Origin of the sequence: Bradyrhizobium genosp. A (assembly GCF_049949275.1) — a bacterium.
Lineage (GTDB): Bacteria > Pseudomonadota > Alphaproteobacteria > Rhizobiales > Xanthobacteraceae > Bradyrhizobium.
Genome location: NZ_CP188196.1, coordinates 1,760,686 through 1,778,962 on the forward strand (window position 1 = coordinate 1,760,686; position 18,277 = coordinate 1,778,962).

Genomic DNA, 18,277 nt, shown 5'->3' on the forward strand with positions numbered 1-18,277 from the left:
GAAGGCCGACGCAACACAACGAAACCCGCCGACGCTGCAGGACAACTCCTAAAGCCACAAATACGCTCGTCGAAGGCAGGTCGCTTGCTGGCAATAGTACCTCATGGTAGCACGCGATGGATCGCGCGCCTGACTGACAAGACTTGCTTGCCCCGGATTTTATTCCCGACATGACCGATTTTCGCGGCGTCTTTCCCTATCTCGTCTCGCCCGTCGATGCCGACGGCACGGTGCGGACCGACGTGCTCGCAAAGCTCTGCGACGATTTGATCGGGGCCGGTGTGCACGGGCTGACGCCGCTCGGCTCGACCGGCGAGTTCGCGTATCTCGGCGCCGCGCAGCGCATGGCGATCGTGCAGACCACGATCGAGGCTGCGAAGGGCCGCGTGCCGGTCGTCGCTGGGGTCGCCTCCACGTCGACGGCGGATGCGGTGGCGCAGGCGAAGGCCTATCAAAAGCTCGGCGCCGACGGCATTCTGGCGATCCTCGAGGCGTACTTCCCGCTCGCCGATGCCCAGATCGAATCCTATTTCCGCGCCATTGCGGATGCCGTCGACATTCCGGTCGTCATCTACACCAATCCGCAATTCCAGCGCTCGGATCTGACCCTCGACATCATCGCGTGCCTCGCCGAGCATCCGCGCATCGGCTACATCAAGGACGCCTCGACCAACACCGGGCGGCTGCTCTCGATCATGAACCGCTGCGGCGATTCCTTGCGCGTGTTCTCGGCCTCCGCCCATATCCCGGCCGCGGTGATGCTGATCGGCGGCCTCGGCTGGATGGCGGGCCCGGCCTGCATCATCCCGCGCCAGAGCGTCGCGCTCTACGACCTCTGCCAGGCCGGCCGCTGGGACGAGGCCATGGCGCTCCAGCGCAGGCTGTGGCGCATCAACGAGGCCTTCGCCCGCTTCAACCTCGCGGCGTGCATCAAGGCCGGCCTCGCGATCCAGGGCTATGACGTCGGCGATCCCGTCCCGCCGCAGGCCGCACTGTCGGCCGACGCGCGCAAGGTCGTGGAAGCGGCTCTGCGGGAGCTCGGCTAGATCCCTCAGCAGTCGTCATGGCCGGGCTTGTCCCGGCCATCCACGCCTCAGGACACGCGAATAAGAACGTGGATGCCCGGGACAAGCCCGGTGATGACGAAACCGTGGGCTCGACGCCCAAAACCGCGGCTGGCATGCCTCTGGTCGATCCGCTAAAAGGCGGCCGCACTTTGAGGCTTAGAGGATCCAGCGGAATGAACATTCTTCCCGGCAATTTGCGTTTCGGAGCGGGCCAGCCCGTCAAGCGTTTGGAAGACCAGCGGCTGCTCACCGGGAAGGGACAATTCATCGACGACAAGCCGGAAGACGGCGCACTGTGGTTGCACGTGCTGCGCTCACCCCATGCGCACGCGAAGATCGTCTCGATCGACACCAGCGCGGCGGCATCGATGCCCGGCGTCACCGCGATCTACACCGGCGCCGACCTGATCAAGGACGACATCGGCACCATCCCGACGCTGAGCATCTTCAAGCGCCCCGACGGCAAGCCGATGACAGTGCCGCCGCGGCGGCTGCTCGCCAATGAGGTCGTGCGTTACACCGGCGAGGCGGTGGCGGCGGTGGTGGCCTCGTCACGTGCGGAAGCCCAGAGCGCGGCCGAAGCGATCGTGGTCGAGTACGATGTTCAACCGGCGGTGGTTGATCCCGTCGAAGCCGTGAAACCCGGCGCCCCCGTGGTGTGGCCGGACGCCCCTGATAACATTGTCGGCGCGATGAGCTATGGCGATGCCGCCAAGGTGGATGAGGCCTTCGCCAAGGCCGCGCACACCGTCGAGCTCGATCTGGTCAGCCAGCGCCTGGTGCCGTCGGCGATGGAGCCGCGCTCGACCATTGCCGAGATCGACAAGAAGACCGGCCGGCTGCTCCTGCATGTGCAGTCGCAGACCCCGGCCTCGACCCGCGACGTGCTGGCGGAAGCCGTGCTGAAGCGTCCCAAGGACAGCGTGCGCGTGCTGGTCGGCGACATCGGCGGTGGCTTTGGCCAGAAGACCAACCTCTATCCGGAAGACGGCATCGTCGCTTACGCCGCGACCAAGCTGAACACGAAGATCCGCTGGCGCGGCGACCGCACCGACGAATTCGTCGGCGGCACCCATGGCCGCGATCTCACCTCGACCGCCTCCTTCGCGCTCGACGAGAAGGGCAAGGTACTGGCCTATCGCGTCACCTCGATCGGCTGCACCGGCGCCTATTCGTCGGGCGCTGCCAACATCATTCCATTGGTGCTCGGGCCCTTCGTGCAGACCGGCGTCTATGATCTGCCGCTGGTGCATTTCGCGGTCAAGTCGGTGATGACGCACACCGCACCGGTCGGTGCCTATCGCGGTGCTGGCCGCCCCGAGGCCGTCTTCATTGTCGAGCGCCTCTTTGACGCTGCCGCGCGAAAAATCGGCATGGATCCACGCGCGATCCGGAAAGCGAACTACATCAAGCCGGCGCAGCTGCCCTACACCAACGCTGCCGGTCAGGTGTACGATTCCGGCGCCTTCGCCCACATGCTCGATCGTGCGGTAAAACTCGCCGACTGGGACGGCTTTGCCGCGCGCAAGAAGGCCGCGAAGAAGAAGGGTCTGCTCTACGGCCGCGGCCTCACCTCCTATATCGAATGGACCGGCGGCCGCGCCCACACCGAAAAGGTCAGCCTGCACGCGACCTCGCAAGGACGCGTGATCTTGCATTCCGGCACCATGGCGATGGGGCAGGGCTTGCAGACCACCTACACCCAGATGATCTCCGACACGCTCGGCATTCCCATGGACAAGATCGACGTCGTGCAGGGCGATACTGATCTTGCCATGGGTTTTGGCAGCGTAGGCTCGCGTTCGCTGTTCGTCGGCGGCACCGCGGTCGCCGTCTCCTCCAACGATCTGATCCAGAAGGCGCGCGAGAAAGCGGCAAACGTGCTCGAGACCTCGGTCGAGGACATCGAATATCAGGGCGGCATGCTCACCGTGGTCGGCACCGACCGCCGCATCAGCCTGTTCGACATCGCCGAGAAGGAGACCGGCGCCAAGCTCAGCGTCGATTCCGAAGGCGAGGTCGACGGTCCGAGTTGGCCCAACGGCACGCATATCTGCGAGGTCGAGATCGACCCGGAGACCGGCGTGTCCAAGGTCGTGCGCTACACCACCGTCGACGACGTCGGCGTCGCCGTGAACCCGATGCTGGTCACCGGCCAGATCCATGGCGGTGTTGCGCAGGGCATCGGTCAGGCGCTTTACGAGGGCGTGTCGTATGATGCTGACGGCCAGCTCCTGACCGCAAGCTATCAGGACTATTGCATCCCGCGCGCTGATGACGTCCCGCCGATCGTGGTAACGCTGGACGATTCCGCGCCCTGCCGCACCAATCCGCTCGGCGCCAAGGGCTGCGGCGAATCCGGCGCCATTGGCGGCCCGCCCTGCGTCACAAACGGCGTGATGGACGCGCTCGCCGAGCTCGGCATCACCCAGCTCAACACGCCCCTGACGCCGCAGAAGATCTGGAAGGCGATCAGGGATGCAAAGGTGGGCGCCTAACACTCTGCTGTCGTCCCGGGGCGCGCGCAGCGCGAACCCGGGACCCATAACCACAGGGAGTGGTTTGGTGAAGACACGCGGTTACCAGCTCACGCCATAACCTCTTCCTGTGGTTATGGGTCCCGGATCAGCGCTCCGCTTCGCTGCGCTTGTCCGGGACGACACCGAGTATGCAGCGCCAGCGCCCCTCAAATCCCCAGCATCATCTTCGCGATAATATCGCGCTGGATCTCCGACGTGCCGCCGAAGATCGTGTAGGCGCGGCCGTTGAGATATTCCGGCACCACCGTCAGCATATCCTCCGGCAGCGCCGGCTCGTGGTTGAGCTTGTAGAGCGGGCGCATCGGCTCGACCGCGAGCGCGTCGTGGCCGATCACGTCGACGCCGAGCCGCGTCACGGCTTGCCGGATCTCGCTGTTGCGCAGCTTCAGGATCGACGACACCGCGCCGGGATTCTGCCCGGTCTGCAGTGCCGAGAGTACGCGCAGCTCCGTCATCTCCAGCGCGTCGATGTCGACCTCGACCTCCGAGATGCGGGATGCGATATCGGGGCTGTCGAAGGCGCGTCCGGTGAGGTCGGACTCGGCTAGTTCGGTGATGGCGCGCAGCCCTTCGCGCAGCTTGGCGGACGCAATGCCAGACCCGCGCTCGAACTCGAGCAGATATTTGCCGTAGGTCCAGCCCTTGCCTTCCTCGCCGACGCGGTTGGCGACGGGCACGCGCACGTCGTCGAAAAACACCTGGTTGACCTCGTGGTCGCCGCCGATGGTGAGGATCGGCCGCGTCGTGATGCCCGGCGTCTTCATGTCGATCAGGATGAAGCTGATGCCGTCCTGCTGCCGCGGGCCGTCGCTGGTGCGCACCAGCGCGAACATGCGGTTGGCGTGGTGCGCATGCGTGGTCCAGATTTTCGTGCCGTTGATGATGTAGTCGTCGCCGTCGCGCACCGCGCGCGTCTTCAGCGAGGAGAGGTCGGAGCCGGAGCCCGGCTCGGAATAGCCCTGGCACCAGTAATCCTCACCGGTGAGTATGCGCGGCAGATAAAAATTCTTCTGCTCGGGCGAGCCGAAGCCGATAATGACTGGCCCGACCATCTTCACGCCCATCACATTGACATTGGGCACGCCGGCGCGCGCACACTCGCTCTCAAAGATCCAGCGCTGCGCCGGCGTCCAGTCGGGGCCGCCATGGTCGACCGGCCAGCCGGGCGCGCCCCAGCCCTGCCTGTGCAGCGCGCGTTGCCAGGCCATGCCGATATCGGGATCGGAGAACACCGATGGCGTCAGCGCGGTGGCGCGCTTCATCTCCTCGGTGAGATTCCTGGCGATGAAACCGCGCACCTCGCTCTGGAAGGCGCGCTCTTCGGCATTGAACGACAGGTCCATGATGCGCTCTTTGTGTCAGGCGGGCTGGGTGGCGCGGCCAAGCTGGGCGTGGCGGGCGTAGTGATGCGCGCTGCCCCCGAACAGCGTGTCGAAGGCGACGAGGCGCTTGAAATAGGCGCCGACCTCGAGCACTTCGGTGACGCCCATGCCGCCATGGAGCTGGATCGACTGCTCGCCGACGAAGCGCGCGCATTTGCCGATCTTCGCCTTCGCAGCCGACGCGGCGCGTGCGCGCTCGACCGGCGGGTGATCGGCCTTCAGCGCGGCGCGCAGCGCCATGGAGCGGGCCTCGTCGACCTGGATCGCCATGTCGGCGAGGCGATGGCGGATCACCTGGTTGGCGGACAGCGGCCGGCCGAATTGCTTCCTGATCTTGGTGTAGTCGAGCGTGGTGTCGAGCAGCGTCTGCATGATGCCGACGGCTTCCGCACCGAACGCGGCCATGGCGCGATCGACGGCCCATTCGATTGCGGGCAACGCATCCTTGCCGTCGCCGAGCAGGGCATCCTCCGGCAGCCGCATGTCGGACAGCTCGATGTTGCAGGCGCGCCCGCCGCCAAGGCGCGGATAGTCGGAGATCGCAAGGCCTGGCGCCGTTGCCGGCACCAGAAACAGGCCGATCCGCCCCGATGGTCCCTGATGATCATGAAGGTGCGCGGAGGCGATGATCTCGTCGGCGGCATGGCCGTCGAGCACGGCGATCTTGCTGCCGGCGAGGCGCCAGCCTTGCGCTGTCTTGGTCGCGATGGTCGCGACCTTGGCAAGGTCGAACCGCGCCACGCGCTCGGAATGCGCGAATGCGAGCTTCAATGACCCGTCCGCGATCTTGGGCAGGCTCGCCTGCTTCTGTGCCGCGTTGCCGCATCTGTCGATCAGCGCGGCTCCAAGCACGACTGTTGCGACATAGGGCTCCGACACCAGCCCGCGGCCAAAGGCTTCCATCAAGATGCCGATCTCGACCGGCCCGCCGCCAAGGCCGCCAAACTCTTCCGGGATCGGCAGCGCCAGCCAGCCCAGCTCGGCAAACTGTTTCCACACCGCCGGGCTGAAGCCGAGCGGATCGTTGGCCGTCTTGCGGCGGTGCTCGGCGTCGTAGCTCTCGGCTACGAAGCGTTCCGCGCTCTCGCGCAGCAGCCGTTGCTCGTCATTGAGGTTGAGGTCCATTGCGTCTACTCCGCGGCCGCCGGTTTGCGCACGGACGGATGCAGTCCGGATGGATCGACCACCATGCCGAACTCCTGAAGATTGTGGGCGTGACAAAGTTGATGCAGGGCAAAGGCCTGGTCGATCGCCGCGGGCTGGCCCATTACGTCGACCGAGCGGTTCACGGCTTCCTTGGTCAGCTTCAGCGCAAAGGACGGTTTTGATGCAATCCGGCGCGCCAGCTCCAGCACCCGCGCGGACAGCTCCGCGCGCGGAACGACCTGGTTCACCATGCCGAGCAGGTGCGCCTCCTCGGCGCTCCAGCTGTCGGCCGTGAACAGAAACTCCTTGGCCTTGCGCGGACCAAGCTCCCAGGGATGCACGAACCATTCGACGCCGCAGACCCCCATGGTGACGACGGGATCGCAGAACTGCGCATCGTCGCTGGCGACGATGAGGTCGCAGGCCCAGGCCAGCATCAATCCGCCGGCGATGCACTTGCCGTGCACCTCGGCGATGGTGGGCTTGGCGAGGTTGCGCCAGCGCCGCGTGATCTGGAGATATATTTCCTGCTCGCGCGCGAAGCGGCCATGGGCGTTCGCTTCCGCAAAGCCACCCCAATTTCCAATCGGCGGAAAATCGATGCCTGCGGCATTTTTGCCACCGGGGCGCAGATCGTGGCCGGACGAGAAATGCGGCCCGTTGCCGGCGAGGATGATCACCTTGACCGTGTCGTCCTGCACCGCCGCGTCGAAGGCGGCGTTGAGGTCGTAGGTCATTTGCAGGTTCTGGGCATTGCGCGCGTCGGGCCGGTTCATCACGACCCTGGCAATCGCCGGCTCCGGCCGCTCCACGAGGATGGTCTCGAACGAGGACATGGCGCGCTCCCGTGTCTTTTTCGGCTTGTTTGCTTCGAGTTGACTATGTCGCGTGGTGATAGGCAAGAGGCTTGCGTCAGCCGGCTGCTTTTCGCGCGGTCCGCGCGGGATAGCTGGCGCCGTGTGCATGCAATCTGGTAGTTTGCGCCCGATTCCACCGGGAGAAATTTGATGCGCAAGATCCTGACCGTGCTGGCGGCGCTGGCCTCGCTCAGCCTCACCAATTGCGGCTACAACGCGATCCAGAGCGAGGACGAGCAGATCAAGGCGAACTGGTCCGAGGTGGTGAACCAGTATCAGCGCCGCGCCGATCTCGTGCCCAATCTGGTCAATTCGGTGAAGGGCTTTGCGCAGCAGGAGAAGGACGTGCTGCTCGGCGTCACCAATGCCCGTGCCAAGGTCGGCAGCATCCAGGCGACGCCGGAGGTGCTGAACGATCCCGCGGCCTTCCAGAAATTCCAGGCGGCGCAAGGCGAGCTCTCCAGCGCGTTGTCGCGGCTGCTTGTGGTCACGGAAAACTATCCGCAGCTCAAGTCGGACGCCCTGTTCAGGGATTTGATGTCGCAGCTCGAGGGCACCGAAAACCGCATCACGGTCGCGCGCAACCGCTACATCAAGGCGGTGCAGGATTATAACGTCACCGTCCGATCGTTCCCGAACAACCTCACCGCGATGATGTTCGGCTACAAGGAGAAGCCGAATTTTTCGGTCGAGAACGAGAAGGAAATCTCGACCGCGCCGAAGGTTGATTTCAATCCAGCGCCCGCGCCGTCGAAGTAAGCGCGCATCTTTGCAAATGCGTCGCACCCCACCCACCGCTGTCATTCCCCGCGAAAGCGGGGAATCCAGTGCGCCGCGGCTTCTCCGCATCTTGCTGGCGTCTCTGGAATACTGGATCGCCCGGTCAAGCCGGGCGATGACACTGAGTGTGTGGCGTGCAGCCATCGTTGCAGCGCTCTTCCTCGCCTTCGTCGTCCCTGCCTCAGCCGACGTCGCAGTGCCGCAGCTCACCGGCCGCGTGGTCGACCGGACCGGCACGCTGTCAAGCGGCGACATTGCGTCATTGAGCCAGAAACTCAGCGACTTCGAAACAAGGAAGGGCAGCCAGATCGCCGTGCTGATCGTGCCGACGACAGACCCGGAGACGATCGAGCAGTTCTCGATCCGTGTGGCGGAGGCCTGGAAGATCGGCCGCAAGAAGGTCGACGACGGCGCGATCCTCGTCGTTGCCAAGAACGACCGGCATTTGCGCATCGAGGTCGGCTACGGTCTTGAAGGCGCACTCACCGATGTGACCTCGCGTCGCATCATCGACGAGGTCATCACGCCGAAATTCCGCGAGGGCGATTTCGCCGGCGGCATCTCGGCCGGCGTCGACCGAATGATGCGTGTCGTCGATGGCGAGCCGTTGCCGGTTCCCTCACGCAGCGTGAAGTTTGCCAATTTGGACGAGATCGGGCCGCTCGCCCCGGTCGTCCTGTTTGCCTCACTCATCGTCGGCGGCTTCCTGCGCGCGCTGCTGGGGCGATTGCTGGGCTCGGTCGCGACCGGCAGCGTGATCGCCATCCTGGCGTTGCTCATCATCGGATCCGCAGGTTGGGCCTTGCTCGCCGGGATCGTCGGCTTCGTGCTGTCCTTCATCGCCGATCTGTTTCCGGCCGCGACGGGGTCGTCGCGCGGCGGGGCGTGGTCGAGCGGTTCCTCGTCCGGCGGCTGGAGCAGCGGATCGTCGTCCAGTGACAGCGGCAGCTTCAGTGGAGGCGGCGGCAGCTTTGGTGGCGGTGGCGCCTCGGGGAGCTGGTAGTCATGAGCATTGGGCGTATCACCCGGCATCTGCTCCAGCACCATTGGCGCGCCAGGCGGGTGTTTCCGCAAAGCGTACTCGATCGCATCGAGCAGGCGATCAGGCAGAGCGAAACGACGCATTCCGGCCAAATCCGCTTCGTCGTCGAAGGCGCGCTCGACGGCCGTCCGCTGTTTCGCAACCAGCACGCGCGCGAGCGCGCGCTCGACGTCTTCTCGCATCTGCGCATCTGGGATACCGCGCACAACAACGGCGTCCTCATCTATCTGCTGCTCGCCGACCGCAATGTCGAGATCATCGCCGACCGCGGCATCGACGGGAAGGTCGGTGCTGCTGGCTGGGAGACGATCTGCCGGGCAATGGAAGCGGAGTTCGGCTCCCGCCAGTTCGAGCGCGGCGTGATCGATGGCATCGCGGCGGTGTCGCGGGAGCTCGCCAAGCATTTCCCGCCGGTGGGTGCGCATCCGAACGAGCTGCCGGACAAGCCGGTGGTGATGTGAGGGGCGGAGCACTCAGACGACTGCCACTGCGGAAAGACTCTGGATTGCTTCGTCGCTTCGCTCCTCGCAATGACGGGTCAATCATCCAGCTTGTTCAAATCCCGCACCGACTGCATGATCGGCTCGAAGTTCGAGCGCGCATCCAGCGCATCGAACAATTGCGCGGTGTCCTCCAGCAGACCGTGCGAGCGCGCAATCGCGATGCGCACGTCTTCCTGCGGTGTGTCCGATAGGCGTCCGTGCCCTGACAGCAGGATCTTCGTGTTCAGCCCCTTGATGCGTTCGAGCGACTGGATGTAGTCGGAGATGCTGCCCGAGCCGAACACGCCGCCCATGACGCCGCCCGGCATCAAGGTGTCGGCGGCGAACAGCAGGCCCTTGTCCTGATCGAACAGCGTGATGCAGGCCGAGGTGTGGCCCGGTGTGTACATCACGTTGAGGCGGAAATTGCCGAGGTCGATCAGATTGCCTTCCTCGAGCCAGATGTCGATGTTGATTGGCACGTTCGGCTCGTTGAACATCTTGCGCAGCATCGAGAAATCGTCGCGCAGCATGATCTTGTTGGCGGCAAGCCGATGGGCGGCGACATAGGTGCGACGCTCGTTGAAGTGCCAGGCCGCGCCGATATGGTCGAGATGCTCATGGCTCAGCACCACCATGTCGATCTTATCGGGCGGGCAGCCGACGAAGTTAAGGCACTCGACCATTGCCGGATAGTTCGAGGACAGGCCGACATCGATCAGGATGGTGCGCGCCGAGCCGCGCACCAGATAGGCATTCGCCGCGCGGTTTGAGAAACGGATCTGGTAGACGTCATCGGCCGCCTGGATCAGCGAGCAGGTGTCGTTCTTCATCAGGATCGGGAATGCGGTCGGCTTCCGTTCGCTCATGATTGCGCCGCCCGGTAGGTGACGGCGTTGGAGGCGCGCAGGCGTTTCGACAGCGCGTCCATCACCATCAGCGCGAACGCCGGTTGCTGGCTAACGAGATAGACGAAGCGGGCGTGGTTGATCCGCATCACCTTCGTGTTCGGCGCCGATGCGATTGCGGTTGCCGAGCGGGCAGAGCCGTCGATCACGGCCATCTCGCCGAAGAACTCGCCCTTGCCGAGCTTGATGATGCTGGTCTTGCGTGCGCCGTCGACCTTGGCGATCTCGACCTCGCCGTCGAGCACGACGAACAGCTCACGGCCGGTCGAGCCCTCCTCGAAGATGACGTCATCGACGGCAAACGCGTTGATGCATTTCTCGATCGTCATGGCACCCCCAAACGCCCTTCTGGCTGACGGGACGACCCATGTTAGCCGCGGAACAACGACGGGCAAACAACCCCTTCGGCTAAGGCGGGGTCTACCGCATGGCAGCATCGGCTGACAATTTGTTGCACGCCGTCACGCCGGTTCCACTTTCCCGACCCAATTCGGCCTCGGACGAGTTCCTAAAATTTCGGTAAGCGGGTCCCGAGGTAAGGAATTCGCAAGCAATGAACGTTACCAAAAAGTCAACCGAGACTGGAGTATTTGAGCCGTGAGCGAAGCAATGCCCGAACTGGCCGGCCAAGAGACTGGTGACCAGACTGGTGACCGGACTGACGCCGTCGCTGCCGCCGCCGGCATCGAGGCCCCCTCGATCGCCCCCGACCATGAGGCGCCGCCCAAACCGGACGCTCCGAAGGTCGAGCCGCCAAAGATCGAGGCTTTAGGGATCGAGGTGCCCAAGATCAACGCCGCACCGCAGGCCGAAACCAAGCCCGAGCCAAAATCCGAGACAAAGCCCGGCAAGCTCATTGTCATGGCGCCCTCGGAGCGGTCCTGGGACCGCGAAGAGTTTGCCCCGCATGTGAAGGCGGACGAGGTGCGTGATACCGGCGGCAAGCGTCGCCTGTCGGCGATAGCCGCGGTGGTGGCGATCGCGGCCTGCGTCGGCGCCATCAGTGGCGCGCTCGCGACCGCCGGCATGATGCATTTCGCCGGCCCGGCGCCGGCGCAGGTTGCCGATACCAGTGCGCTGGATGCCTCCGTCTCCCGGATCGATGCCGACATCGTCGCGCTCAAGGCCAATGTCGAGCACGCCTCGAAGACCGGCGTCAGCCAATTCAACCGGGCCAACGACCGTCTCGACAAGCTCGAGAAGGCGCAGACCGAACCGATGGCCAAGCTCGCAAAGCTGTCCGAGACCGTCGACAAGCTCCGCGCCACGCCCCCGGCAGCCCCCGCGCAGGCCGCAGCCGCGGCGCCCGCGAAGGAGACCACCGGCTCGATCGCACCGGCTCCGAACCAGGTCGCGACGGCCGCTGCTGCGCCGGCTCCCGCGCCGGCCGTGCCGAAGACAGAGGTGGGCCGCCTGCCGACGGTTGACGGCTGGAGGCTTCGCGACGTCGCCAATGGCGGCGCGCTGATTGAGGGCCGGGGCGGCCTGTACGAGGTCTATGCCGGCGATCCCATCCCCGGAATCGGCCGCGTCGATGCGATCCGTCGCCAGGACGGCCGCTGGGTGGTTGTCACCAGCAAGGGCCTGATCGTCGCGCGGTAAGCGGTCGATATCCGACTCATCAGAAGAGGCGCTTCACCACCGCGTGAAGCGCCTTTTTACTTGAATAGGCTGTCACGCGCGGTGTTAGTGGAAGCATGAGCCGCGCGCTGCGAATTCTCCTGGCTGCCACTATGTTGTTTGGCAGCGTCAAGTCGCTCTCGTCAGCAGAGAACGCGCCGCTCGCGCGCGGCACCGCGATCACCGATCCCGATCTCCTCCGCAAGCTCGACCGGACCGATGCCCTGTCGATTTCTCGCCTGCTGCAGCCTGAGCGGAACGCGAATGTTCCGCTGACCAGCGATCTGCTGTTCGCCTCGCTGCCGCAGCTGAAGGCAATTCCGCCGGCGATCGATGCGGAGTTCGATCGCTACATCGCGCAGCACAAGGCGACCTCGCCGAGCGAGACCATCGGCGTCGGTGACGGTTTCGACATCCAGCTGTTTGATCGAGCCAACATGAATTCCGCCAATACGCGCTTCGTGCTGGCAGGCATCGTCAACCGCATGGACCGCGCCTATGTCTCGGAAGAGTCCTGCGGTGAGATCCGGCTGATCTATCGCCTGGCGCGGTTTGAGACCAAGCCGGACGGCAGCAACATCGCGACGCGCCTGCCGATGACGTTCAACCTCGTGATGAAGGCGCGCGATGCACACCAGACGGATGGCAACGGCAGGCCTGTCACCTGCGCCGAGGTCGCGCGGCGCTGGCTGGACAAAGGCGATTGGCAAGGGCTGATCGGCAGCCGCTCGGCCCCTTATGATGCGATGATCGATCGCATCGAGACCAACATCCAGATCTCGATCGCACCGAAATCGGCGCTGCACGATTTCCGCTCCGACTATCTGCTCAAGGTGTTCAAATACGACGCCGCCACCAAGACGTTCGAGGAATCGACGCTGGAGAACCAGATCGACCGCGATCGTATCCTGGCCGATGACGCGCTCCGGCGCGATTTCAAGGCCTGGCTGCTGACGCCTGCGAATCTTCGCGAGTTCGATCGCGGCACCGTGCTGATCCCGGAGCAGTATCTCGCCAAGGCTGCCGTGGCGCCGACACCTGCGGGCCTCGATGCATCGGACCTGCAGCCGGAGTTCGGGATGGTGCAGGGGGAAGGAAAAGGTGAAGGCAAGAGCGATCCCGTCTTTACCGACGACGACGTCGTCGGCGCGCTGAAGCAGGCGGCCGCACGCGGCATCACCATGGAGAACATCCGCTCGGTCGCGGGCTTCCAACGCCGCCTCAACGATGTCACCTGCTCGGGCTGCCACCAGACCCGGGGCATCGGCGGCTTCCATTTCCCGGGCGTGGACTGGCTGACGGACGGGGCGACGAACTCCACCATCGTGCCGGCCTCGCCGCATTTTGTCGGCGACCAGCTCCGCCGCCGCGACATCCTGACCGCCTTTGCCGCAGGCAAACGCCCTGATTTCTCGCGCGGATTTGCCAGCCGGCCGCAGACCCGCGGCAGCCGGGAGCTCGCCGGCACCGAATATCAGGACGGCTGGGGCGCCCATTGTTCCCTGCAAAACGAGGGATCGGGAACGCCGGATCAGAGTTTTACGTCATGGACCTGTGCTAAAGGTCTCACCTGTCAGGCCGCCGCGGCTTCGAGCCGCATTGGCATGTGCTTCATCAAGACGCGTTAGCAAAATAGCGATTTGGATGACCCATGACGGACACGAGCGAGGCCAACAAGGAGCGCAATCGCGAGATCGCGCGCAATGAGGAAGCCAAACAGGTCACCGGCAGCATCCGCGTCAGCACCTGGGCGGTCGCGGTCGTCGTCATCATCGGCGGCATCCTGTTCACGCTCGGCTGGCTGGCGCTGAAGTAATCGACACCCTCACTTCGCGTAGTTCATCATCCGCGACGTTGCCGCGAGTTTATCGCGAGATCGTCCCACGTCGTCATTGCGAGCGCAGCGAAGCAATCCAGCAATGCATCTATGCTTCCTCGTCGTCCCGGCGAAGGCCGGGACCCATACCGCGGAATCTATCGATTGTGGTCGGTAGGAGTACCGAACGACGAGTCTTCGCCAAACTTCTCCCTGGGGGTATGGGTCCCGGCTTTCGCCGGGACGACAGCGGAATGTTTAGCTCCGGCCTTACCCCACAGCCCCCTTCGACCGCAGCTGCTTGATCGCGGCGTCATCGTATCCCGCGCCACGCAAAATCTCATCACTGTGCTCGCCGACGCCGGGCGGCTTGCGCGGTTGCACCTTCTTGGTGCCGTCGATCCAGATCGGGCTATTGATTGTGAGCATGGTGTCGTTCTCGAACGGCACCAGCACCTCGTTGTCGAGCATCTGCTTGTCGTTCGGGATGTCGTCCAGAATGCCGACGATGCCGAACACCAGGCCGTTGCCGTCGAGGATCTTGCGCCATTCGGCGAGATCCCTGGTGGCAAACGTCTCGTCAAAGATCTTGATCAGCTCGATCGAGCGGGCGTGGCGGTCGAGCTTGGTGGCAAAGCGGGGATCGGCGATCAGGTCCTCGCGGCCGAGGCATTTCGCGAGCGTCGGCCACTGTTTCTCCTCGCTGAGCAGCGACAGGATCAGCCAGCGGCCATCCTTGCACTGATAGTGGTTGGCGACCGCATTGAGCGCGCGTTCGCGCGGGCGCCGCTCGCCGAACTTGGCGCCGCAGAGTTTTGCCTGCGCCAGCACGCTCGCGGCCCACACCCCGTTCGCCATCAGATTGGAGGCGACATGCGAGCCCTTGCCGGTCTTCTCGCGCTGATACAGCGCAGTGACGATCGCGCTGTACAGCGCCATGGCGCAGGGATGATCGCCCATGCCGGCGACCGAGCGGGCCGGCGTCGTGTCGATGTCGGCGCGGACGAGGTCCATCAGGCCGGAGCGCGCCCAATAGGCGTTGCTGTCGAAGCCGGGCTTGTTGGCTTCCTCGCCCTTCTCGCCATAGCCGGTGAAAGAGGCGTAGATCAGCCGGTCGTTGAGGTGGGCGAGGTGGTCATAGGTGATGCCGAGCCTGCCGCGCACCGGCGGCGGCATGTTGGTGATGAAGACGTCAGCCTGTTCGACCAGCTTGTAGAGCACGGCCTGGGCTTCGGGCTTGGAGAGGTCGAGCGCGAGGCTCTTCTTGTTGCGGGCCTCGAGCAGCCAGGCGAAATTGTGCTCGCCCGTGGGATAGCCGGGCAGGTTCGGCAGATTGCGGTAGGGGTCGCCGGCGCCGGGCGGCTCGATCTTGATGACGTCGGCGCCGAAATCGGACAGCACGGTGGCGGCCGCGGGCGCCGCGATGAAGCTCGCGCAGTCCAGAACCCTAAGCCCTGCAAAAATGCCTTTTTCCATCGCGGCGTTGCTCCCTCGCTCTTGTTGTTTCCCGTGCGCTGGAATTGGCGCAGGCCAAGTCATGGGAGCATTAGACCGATGTTTCGGCGGGATGCAACGCTCCTTCCGTGCCTCACTCCTCGCCCGCCAGTAGCGCAGCGTTGCCGCCGGCTGCCGCGGTGTTGATGGTCACGGTCTGCTCGGTGGCAAAGCGCGCGAGGTAATGCGGGCCGCCGGCCTTTGGGCCGGTTCCGGACAGGCCGTTGCCGCCGAACGGCTGCACGCCGACCACGGCGCCGATCATGTTGCGGTTGACGTAGATGTTGCCGACCTGGACACGGTCGATGATGGCCTCGACCGTGTCGTCGATACGGGAGTGGACGCCGAGCGTCAGGCCGTAGCCGGTGCGCTCGATCGCTTGCAGCACTCGCACGAGGGTTTCGGCGCGATACCGCACCACATGCAGGATCGGGCCGAACACTTCCTCAGTGAGCTGGCCGGCGTCCTTGAGCTCGAAGATATGCGGCGCGACGAAGCAGCCCTCCGGCGCGATGCCTGCAAAGTGCAGCCGCGCCTCGGACTTCATCCGCGCGATGTGCCCGTCGAGGCGCTGCTTGGCCTCGGCGTCGATCACCGGGCCGACATGGGTCGCGACCTCGCTGGGATCGCCGATCTTCAACTCGCGCGCCGCGCCCGCGATCATCTCGATCATGCGGTCGGCGACGTCCTCCTGCACGAACAATAGCCGCAGCGCCGAGCAGCGCTGGCCTGCGGAACGGAACGCCGAGGTGACGACGTCATCGGCGACCTGTTCGGGCAGCGCGGTGGCATCCGCGATCATGGCGTTGATGCCGCCGGTCTCCGCGATCAGCGGCACGATCGGTCCGTCCTTGGCGGCAAGCGTCCGGTTGATGTGACGCGCGACCTCGGTCGAGCCCGTGAAGACGACGCCGGCGATGTCAGGGTGCGCGGTGAGCACCGCGCCGATGCGGCCGTCGCCGGTGACGAGATGCAGCGCGCTTGTGGGGATGCCGGCCTCATGCAGCAGGGCGATGGCCTCGCGCGCAATGCGCGGTGTCTGCTCGGCGGGCTTTGCGACGACGCTGTTGCCGGCCATCAGCGCGGCCGTGACCTGACCGAGGAAAATCGCCAGCGGAAAATTCCACGGCGAAATCGCGACGAAGACGCCGCGGCCGCGCATGGCGAGCGAATTGCTCTCGCCGGTCGGGCCCGGCATCGCGGCCTCGCTGCCGAACAGTTTTCGGCCCTGCGCCGCGTAATAGCGGCAGAAATCGGCGGCTTCCCGCAGTTCGGACAGCGCGTCGTCGAGCGTCTTGCCGCCCTCGCGCTGAAGCAATGCAATGAAGTGCGCGCCGCGGCTTTCTAACAAATGCGCGGCCTGCTCCAGCGCCGCCGCGCGTGTGGCTGGTGGCGTCCGGCTCCAGGCCGCAAAGCCGGTGCGTGCCGCAGCGATCGCCGTACCCGCCTGCTCGGGCGTTGCATCGGTGACCGACTTGAGATTGGTCGTCGCGGCCTTGACGTCGCTGAGCAACCGGTCGAGCGCCACGCGTTCGCCGAACTCGATCCCGCCTGAATTATGCCGCTCCGGCGCAAACAGATCACCCGGCAGCGGGATTTTGGCGTGATGCGCGTGATCGGGACGGACGATGAGATCGACCGGACGCTTCAGCAGCGCCGGGACGGGCACGCGGTAGTCGGCCGCCTGCGCCACGAAGGACGAGTTGGCGCCGTTCTCCAGGAGCCTCCGCACCAGATAGGCGAGCAGGTCGCGATGGCTGCCGACCGGCGCATATGTGCGGTAGGCAATATCTGGGTGATCCTTGGCAAGCCGCTCGTAGAGTGCTTCGCCCATGCCGTGCAGGCGCTGGAACTCGAAGCTGCCGCTCGTGCCTGCGAGCTCGAGCACGGTTGCGACGGTGAGCGCGTTGTGGGTCGCAAACTGCGGGAAGATGCGCGGCCGCAGGCTCAAGAGTTTTGATGCGCAGGCGACGTAGTTCAGATCCGTCATCGCCTTGCGGGTGAACACCGGATAGCCGTCGAGCCCGCGCTCCTGCGCGCGCTTGATCTCGGTGTCCCAATAGGCGCCTTTGACGAGGCGCACCATCAGCTTGCGGTCATGCGCCCGCGCCAGCTCGTGGACATAGTCGATCACCGCGCTCGCACGCTTCTGATAGGCCTGAATTGCGAGCCCAAAACCGTCCCAGCCCTTGAGCGAGGGATCGGCGAGCGTTGCCGCGATGACGTCGAGCGACAGCTCGAGCCGGTCGGCCTCCTCGGCATCGACAGTGAAGTTGAGGTCGTACGCTTTGGCGCGCCGCGCCAGATCCAGCAATTGCGGCACCAGCTCTGCCATCACGCGCGCGCCGCTGATCGCCTCGAAGCGCGGATGCAGTGCCGAGAGCTTTACGGAGATGCCGGGCCGGTCGGGCAGGGGATGGTTGCCCGCTGCCTTGCCGATGGTTTCGATCGCGCTCGCATAGGCGTCGAAATAGCGTTTGGCGTCGGTCGCCGTTCGCGCGCCTTCGCCAAGCATGTCGAAGGAGTAGCGCGGCTTTTGGCCGGAGCGCGGTCGACCTCGCTCCAGCGCCTGCTCGATGGTCTCGCCCAGCACGAAATGATTGCCCATCAGCCGCATCGCCTGGCGCGTGGCGGTGCGCACGGCCGGTGCGCCCAGCCGCTTCACGAGGCGGCCGATGGTGCCGTCGGGCGTCTCGCCGGGCTGGATCACGCGCGCCGACAGGCCGAGCGCCCAGGCCGAGGCGTTGACCAGGAACGCCGTGGACTTGGTCTCGTGATGGATGAAGTCGCCCTCGCCGAGCTTGTCCTCGATGAACTGGTCGGCGGTGCGCGCGTCCGGCACGCGCAGCAATGCTTCCGCCAGCACCATCAGCGCCAGGCCTTCCTTGGTCGAGAGCGCGAACTCGCGCAGCATGTCTTCGACCCCGCCAAGTCGATCGTCACGCTTGCGGATCGCCTCGATCAGCCGGGTCGCGGTGCGGTCGATCCGCGCTTCCTGCGACGGGCTCAGATGTGCCGATGGAAAGAGCCGTGCGGCGATGTCGACATCGTCGGGCGCATAGGGCGCGGTGAAGGGAGGCGGGATGTTCGGCATGGCGTGTCCTGTGGCTGAAATCAGGATAAAGTCCGCATGACCGTGGTTC

The 18,277-nt window shown here is 65.1% G+C and carries 15 protein-coding genes; 8 read left to right on the forward strand and 7 right to left on the reverse strand.

Annotated features, from left to right (window positions below):
- Nucleotides 1-170 precede the first annotated feature (170 nt).
- Nucleotides 171-1,046 (forward strand): dihydrodipicolinate synthase family protein, encoded by an 876-nt coding sequence (locus ACP2YP_RS08240; RefSeq protein WP_426423554.1) that lies wholly within the window; start codon nucleotides 171-173, stop codon nucleotides 1,044-1,046.
- Between the two features lie 194 nt (nucleotides 1,047-1,240).
- Nucleotides 1,241-3,565 (forward strand): xanthine dehydrogenase family protein molybdopterin-binding subunit, encoded by a 2,325-nt coding sequence (locus ACP2YP_RS08245; RefSeq protein ID WP_426423556.1) that lies wholly within the window; start codon nucleotides 1,241-1,243, stop codon nucleotides 3,563-3,565.
- A gap of 188 nt (nucleotides 3,566-3,753) precedes the next feature.
- Here ACP2YP_RS08245 and ACP2YP_RS08250 read toward each other — a convergent pair whose 3' ends face one another.
- From ACP2YP_RS08250 to ACP2YP_RS08260, 3 genes are read right to left on the reverse strand one after another with little or no spacing between them, the layout of a single operon-like run.
- Nucleotides 3,754-4,950, reverse strand: a complete 1,197-nt coding sequence (locus ACP2YP_RS08250; RefSeq protein ID WP_426423557.1) for an acyl-CoA dehydrogenase family protein — start codon at nucleotides 4,948-4,950, stop codon at nucleotides 3,754-3,756.
- Nucleotides 4,951-4,965: 15 nt separating this feature from the next.
- The gene (locus ACP2YP_RS08255) at nucleotides 4,966-6,114 is read right to left on the reverse strand and encodes an acyl-CoA dehydrogenase family protein (protein ID WP_426423559.1); all 1,149 of its coding nucleotides are present in this window, start codon (nucleotides 6,112-6,114) and stop codon (nucleotides 4,966-4,968) included.
- A gap of 5 nt (nucleotides 6,115-6,119) precedes the next feature.
- On the reverse strand, nucleotides 6,120-6,971 hold the full coding sequence (locus tag ACP2YP_RS08260) for an enoyl-CoA hydratase (protein WP_426423561.1): 852 nt from the start codon (nucleotides 6,969-6,971) through the stop codon (nucleotides 6,120-6,122).
- Nucleotides 6,972-7,142: 171 nt separating this feature from the next.
- Between ACP2YP_RS08260 and ACP2YP_RS08265 the strand changes: the two genes are divergently transcribed.
- The 3 genes from ACP2YP_RS08265 to ACP2YP_RS08275 all read left to right on the forward strand — a co-directional run bounded on the left by ACP2YP_RS08265 (nucleotide 7,143) and on the right by ACP2YP_RS08275 (nucleotide 9,275).
- Nucleotides 7,143-7,751, forward strand: a complete 609-nt coding sequence (locus ACP2YP_RS08265) for a LemA family protein (protein WP_426423563.1) — start codon at nucleotides 7,143-7,145, stop codon at nucleotides 7,749-7,751.
- A gap of 136 nt (nucleotides 7,752-7,887) precedes the next feature.
- Nucleotides 7,888-8,775 carry a TPM domain-containing protein gene (locus ACP2YP_RS08270; RefSeq protein ID WP_426423564.1) on the forward strand — a complete coding sequence of 296 codons (888 nt, stop codon included), beginning with the start codon at nucleotides 7,888-7,890 and terminating at the stop codon, nucleotides 8,773-8,775.
- Between the two features lie 2 nt (nucleotides 8,776-8,777).
- A complete protein-coding gene (locus ACP2YP_RS08275) occupies nucleotides 8,778-9,275 on the forward strand; it encodes a TPM domain-containing protein (RefSeq protein WP_426423565.1) in 498 nt (165 codons plus the stop codon).
- Between the two features lie 77 nt (nucleotides 9,276-9,352).
- Here ACP2YP_RS08275 and ACP2YP_RS08280 read toward each other — a convergent pair whose 3' ends face one another.
- The gene (locus ACP2YP_RS08280) at nucleotides 9,353-10,165 is read right to left on the reverse strand and encodes an MBL fold metallo-hydrolase (RefSeq protein WP_426423567.1); all 813 of its coding nucleotides are present in this window, start codon (nucleotides 10,163-10,165) and stop codon (nucleotides 9,353-9,355) included.
- Entirely contained in the window at nucleotides 10,162-10,533 is a 372-nt protein-coding gene (locus ACP2YP_RS08285) for a Crp/Fnr family transcriptional regulator (protein WP_254134161.1), read from the reverse strand. The genes ACP2YP_RS08280 and ACP2YP_RS08285 overlap by 4 nt, the downstream gene beginning before the upstream one ends.
- Nucleotides 10,534-10,813: 280 nt before the next feature.
- Here ACP2YP_RS08285 and ACP2YP_RS08290 point away from each other — a divergent pair, with 280 nt between their 5' ends.
- From ACP2YP_RS08290 to ACP2YP_RS08300, 3 genes are all read left to right on the forward strand, one after another.
- Nucleotides 10,814-11,806, forward strand: a complete 993-nt coding sequence (locus ACP2YP_RS08290) for a hypothetical protein (RefSeq protein ID WP_426426074.1) — start codon at nucleotides 10,814-10,816, stop codon at nucleotides 11,804-11,806.
- Nucleotides 11,807-11,901: 95 nt separating this feature from the next.
- Nucleotides 11,902-13,452: a hypothetical protein gene (locus ACP2YP_RS08295; protein WP_426423569.1), complete on the forward strand. Its 1,551-nt coding sequence runs from the start codon at nucleotides 11,902-11,904 to the stop codon at nucleotides 13,450-13,452.
- A 23-nt stretch (nucleotides 13,453-13,475) separates the two neighbouring features.
- On the forward strand, nucleotides 13,476-13,640 hold the full coding sequence (locus ACP2YP_RS08300) for a hypothetical protein (protein ID WP_426423571.1): 165 nt from the start codon (nucleotides 13,476-13,478) through the stop codon (nucleotides 13,638-13,640).
- A gap of 270 nt (nucleotides 13,641-13,910) precedes the next feature.
- Here the strand turns inward: ACP2YP_RS08300 and ACP2YP_RS08305 are convergent, their stop codons facing one another.
- Nucleotides 13,911-15,116 carry a CaiB/BaiF CoA transferase family protein gene (locus ACP2YP_RS08305; protein WP_426423573.1) on the reverse strand — a complete coding sequence of 402 codons (1,206 nt, stop codon included), beginning with the start codon at nucleotides 15,114-15,116 and terminating at the stop codon, nucleotides 13,911-13,913.
- A gap of 112 nt (nucleotides 15,117-15,228) precedes the next feature.
- Nucleotides 15,229-18,228 carry a bifunctional proline dehydrogenase/L-glutamate gamma-semialdehyde dehydrogenase PutA gene (gene putA / locus ACP2YP_RS08310; protein WP_426423575.1) on the reverse strand — a complete coding sequence of 1,000 codons (3,000 nt, stop codon included), beginning with the start codon at nucleotides 18,226-18,228 and terminating at the stop codon, nucleotides 15,229-15,231.
- Between the last annotated feature and the right edge of the window lie 49 nt (nucleotides 18,229-18,277).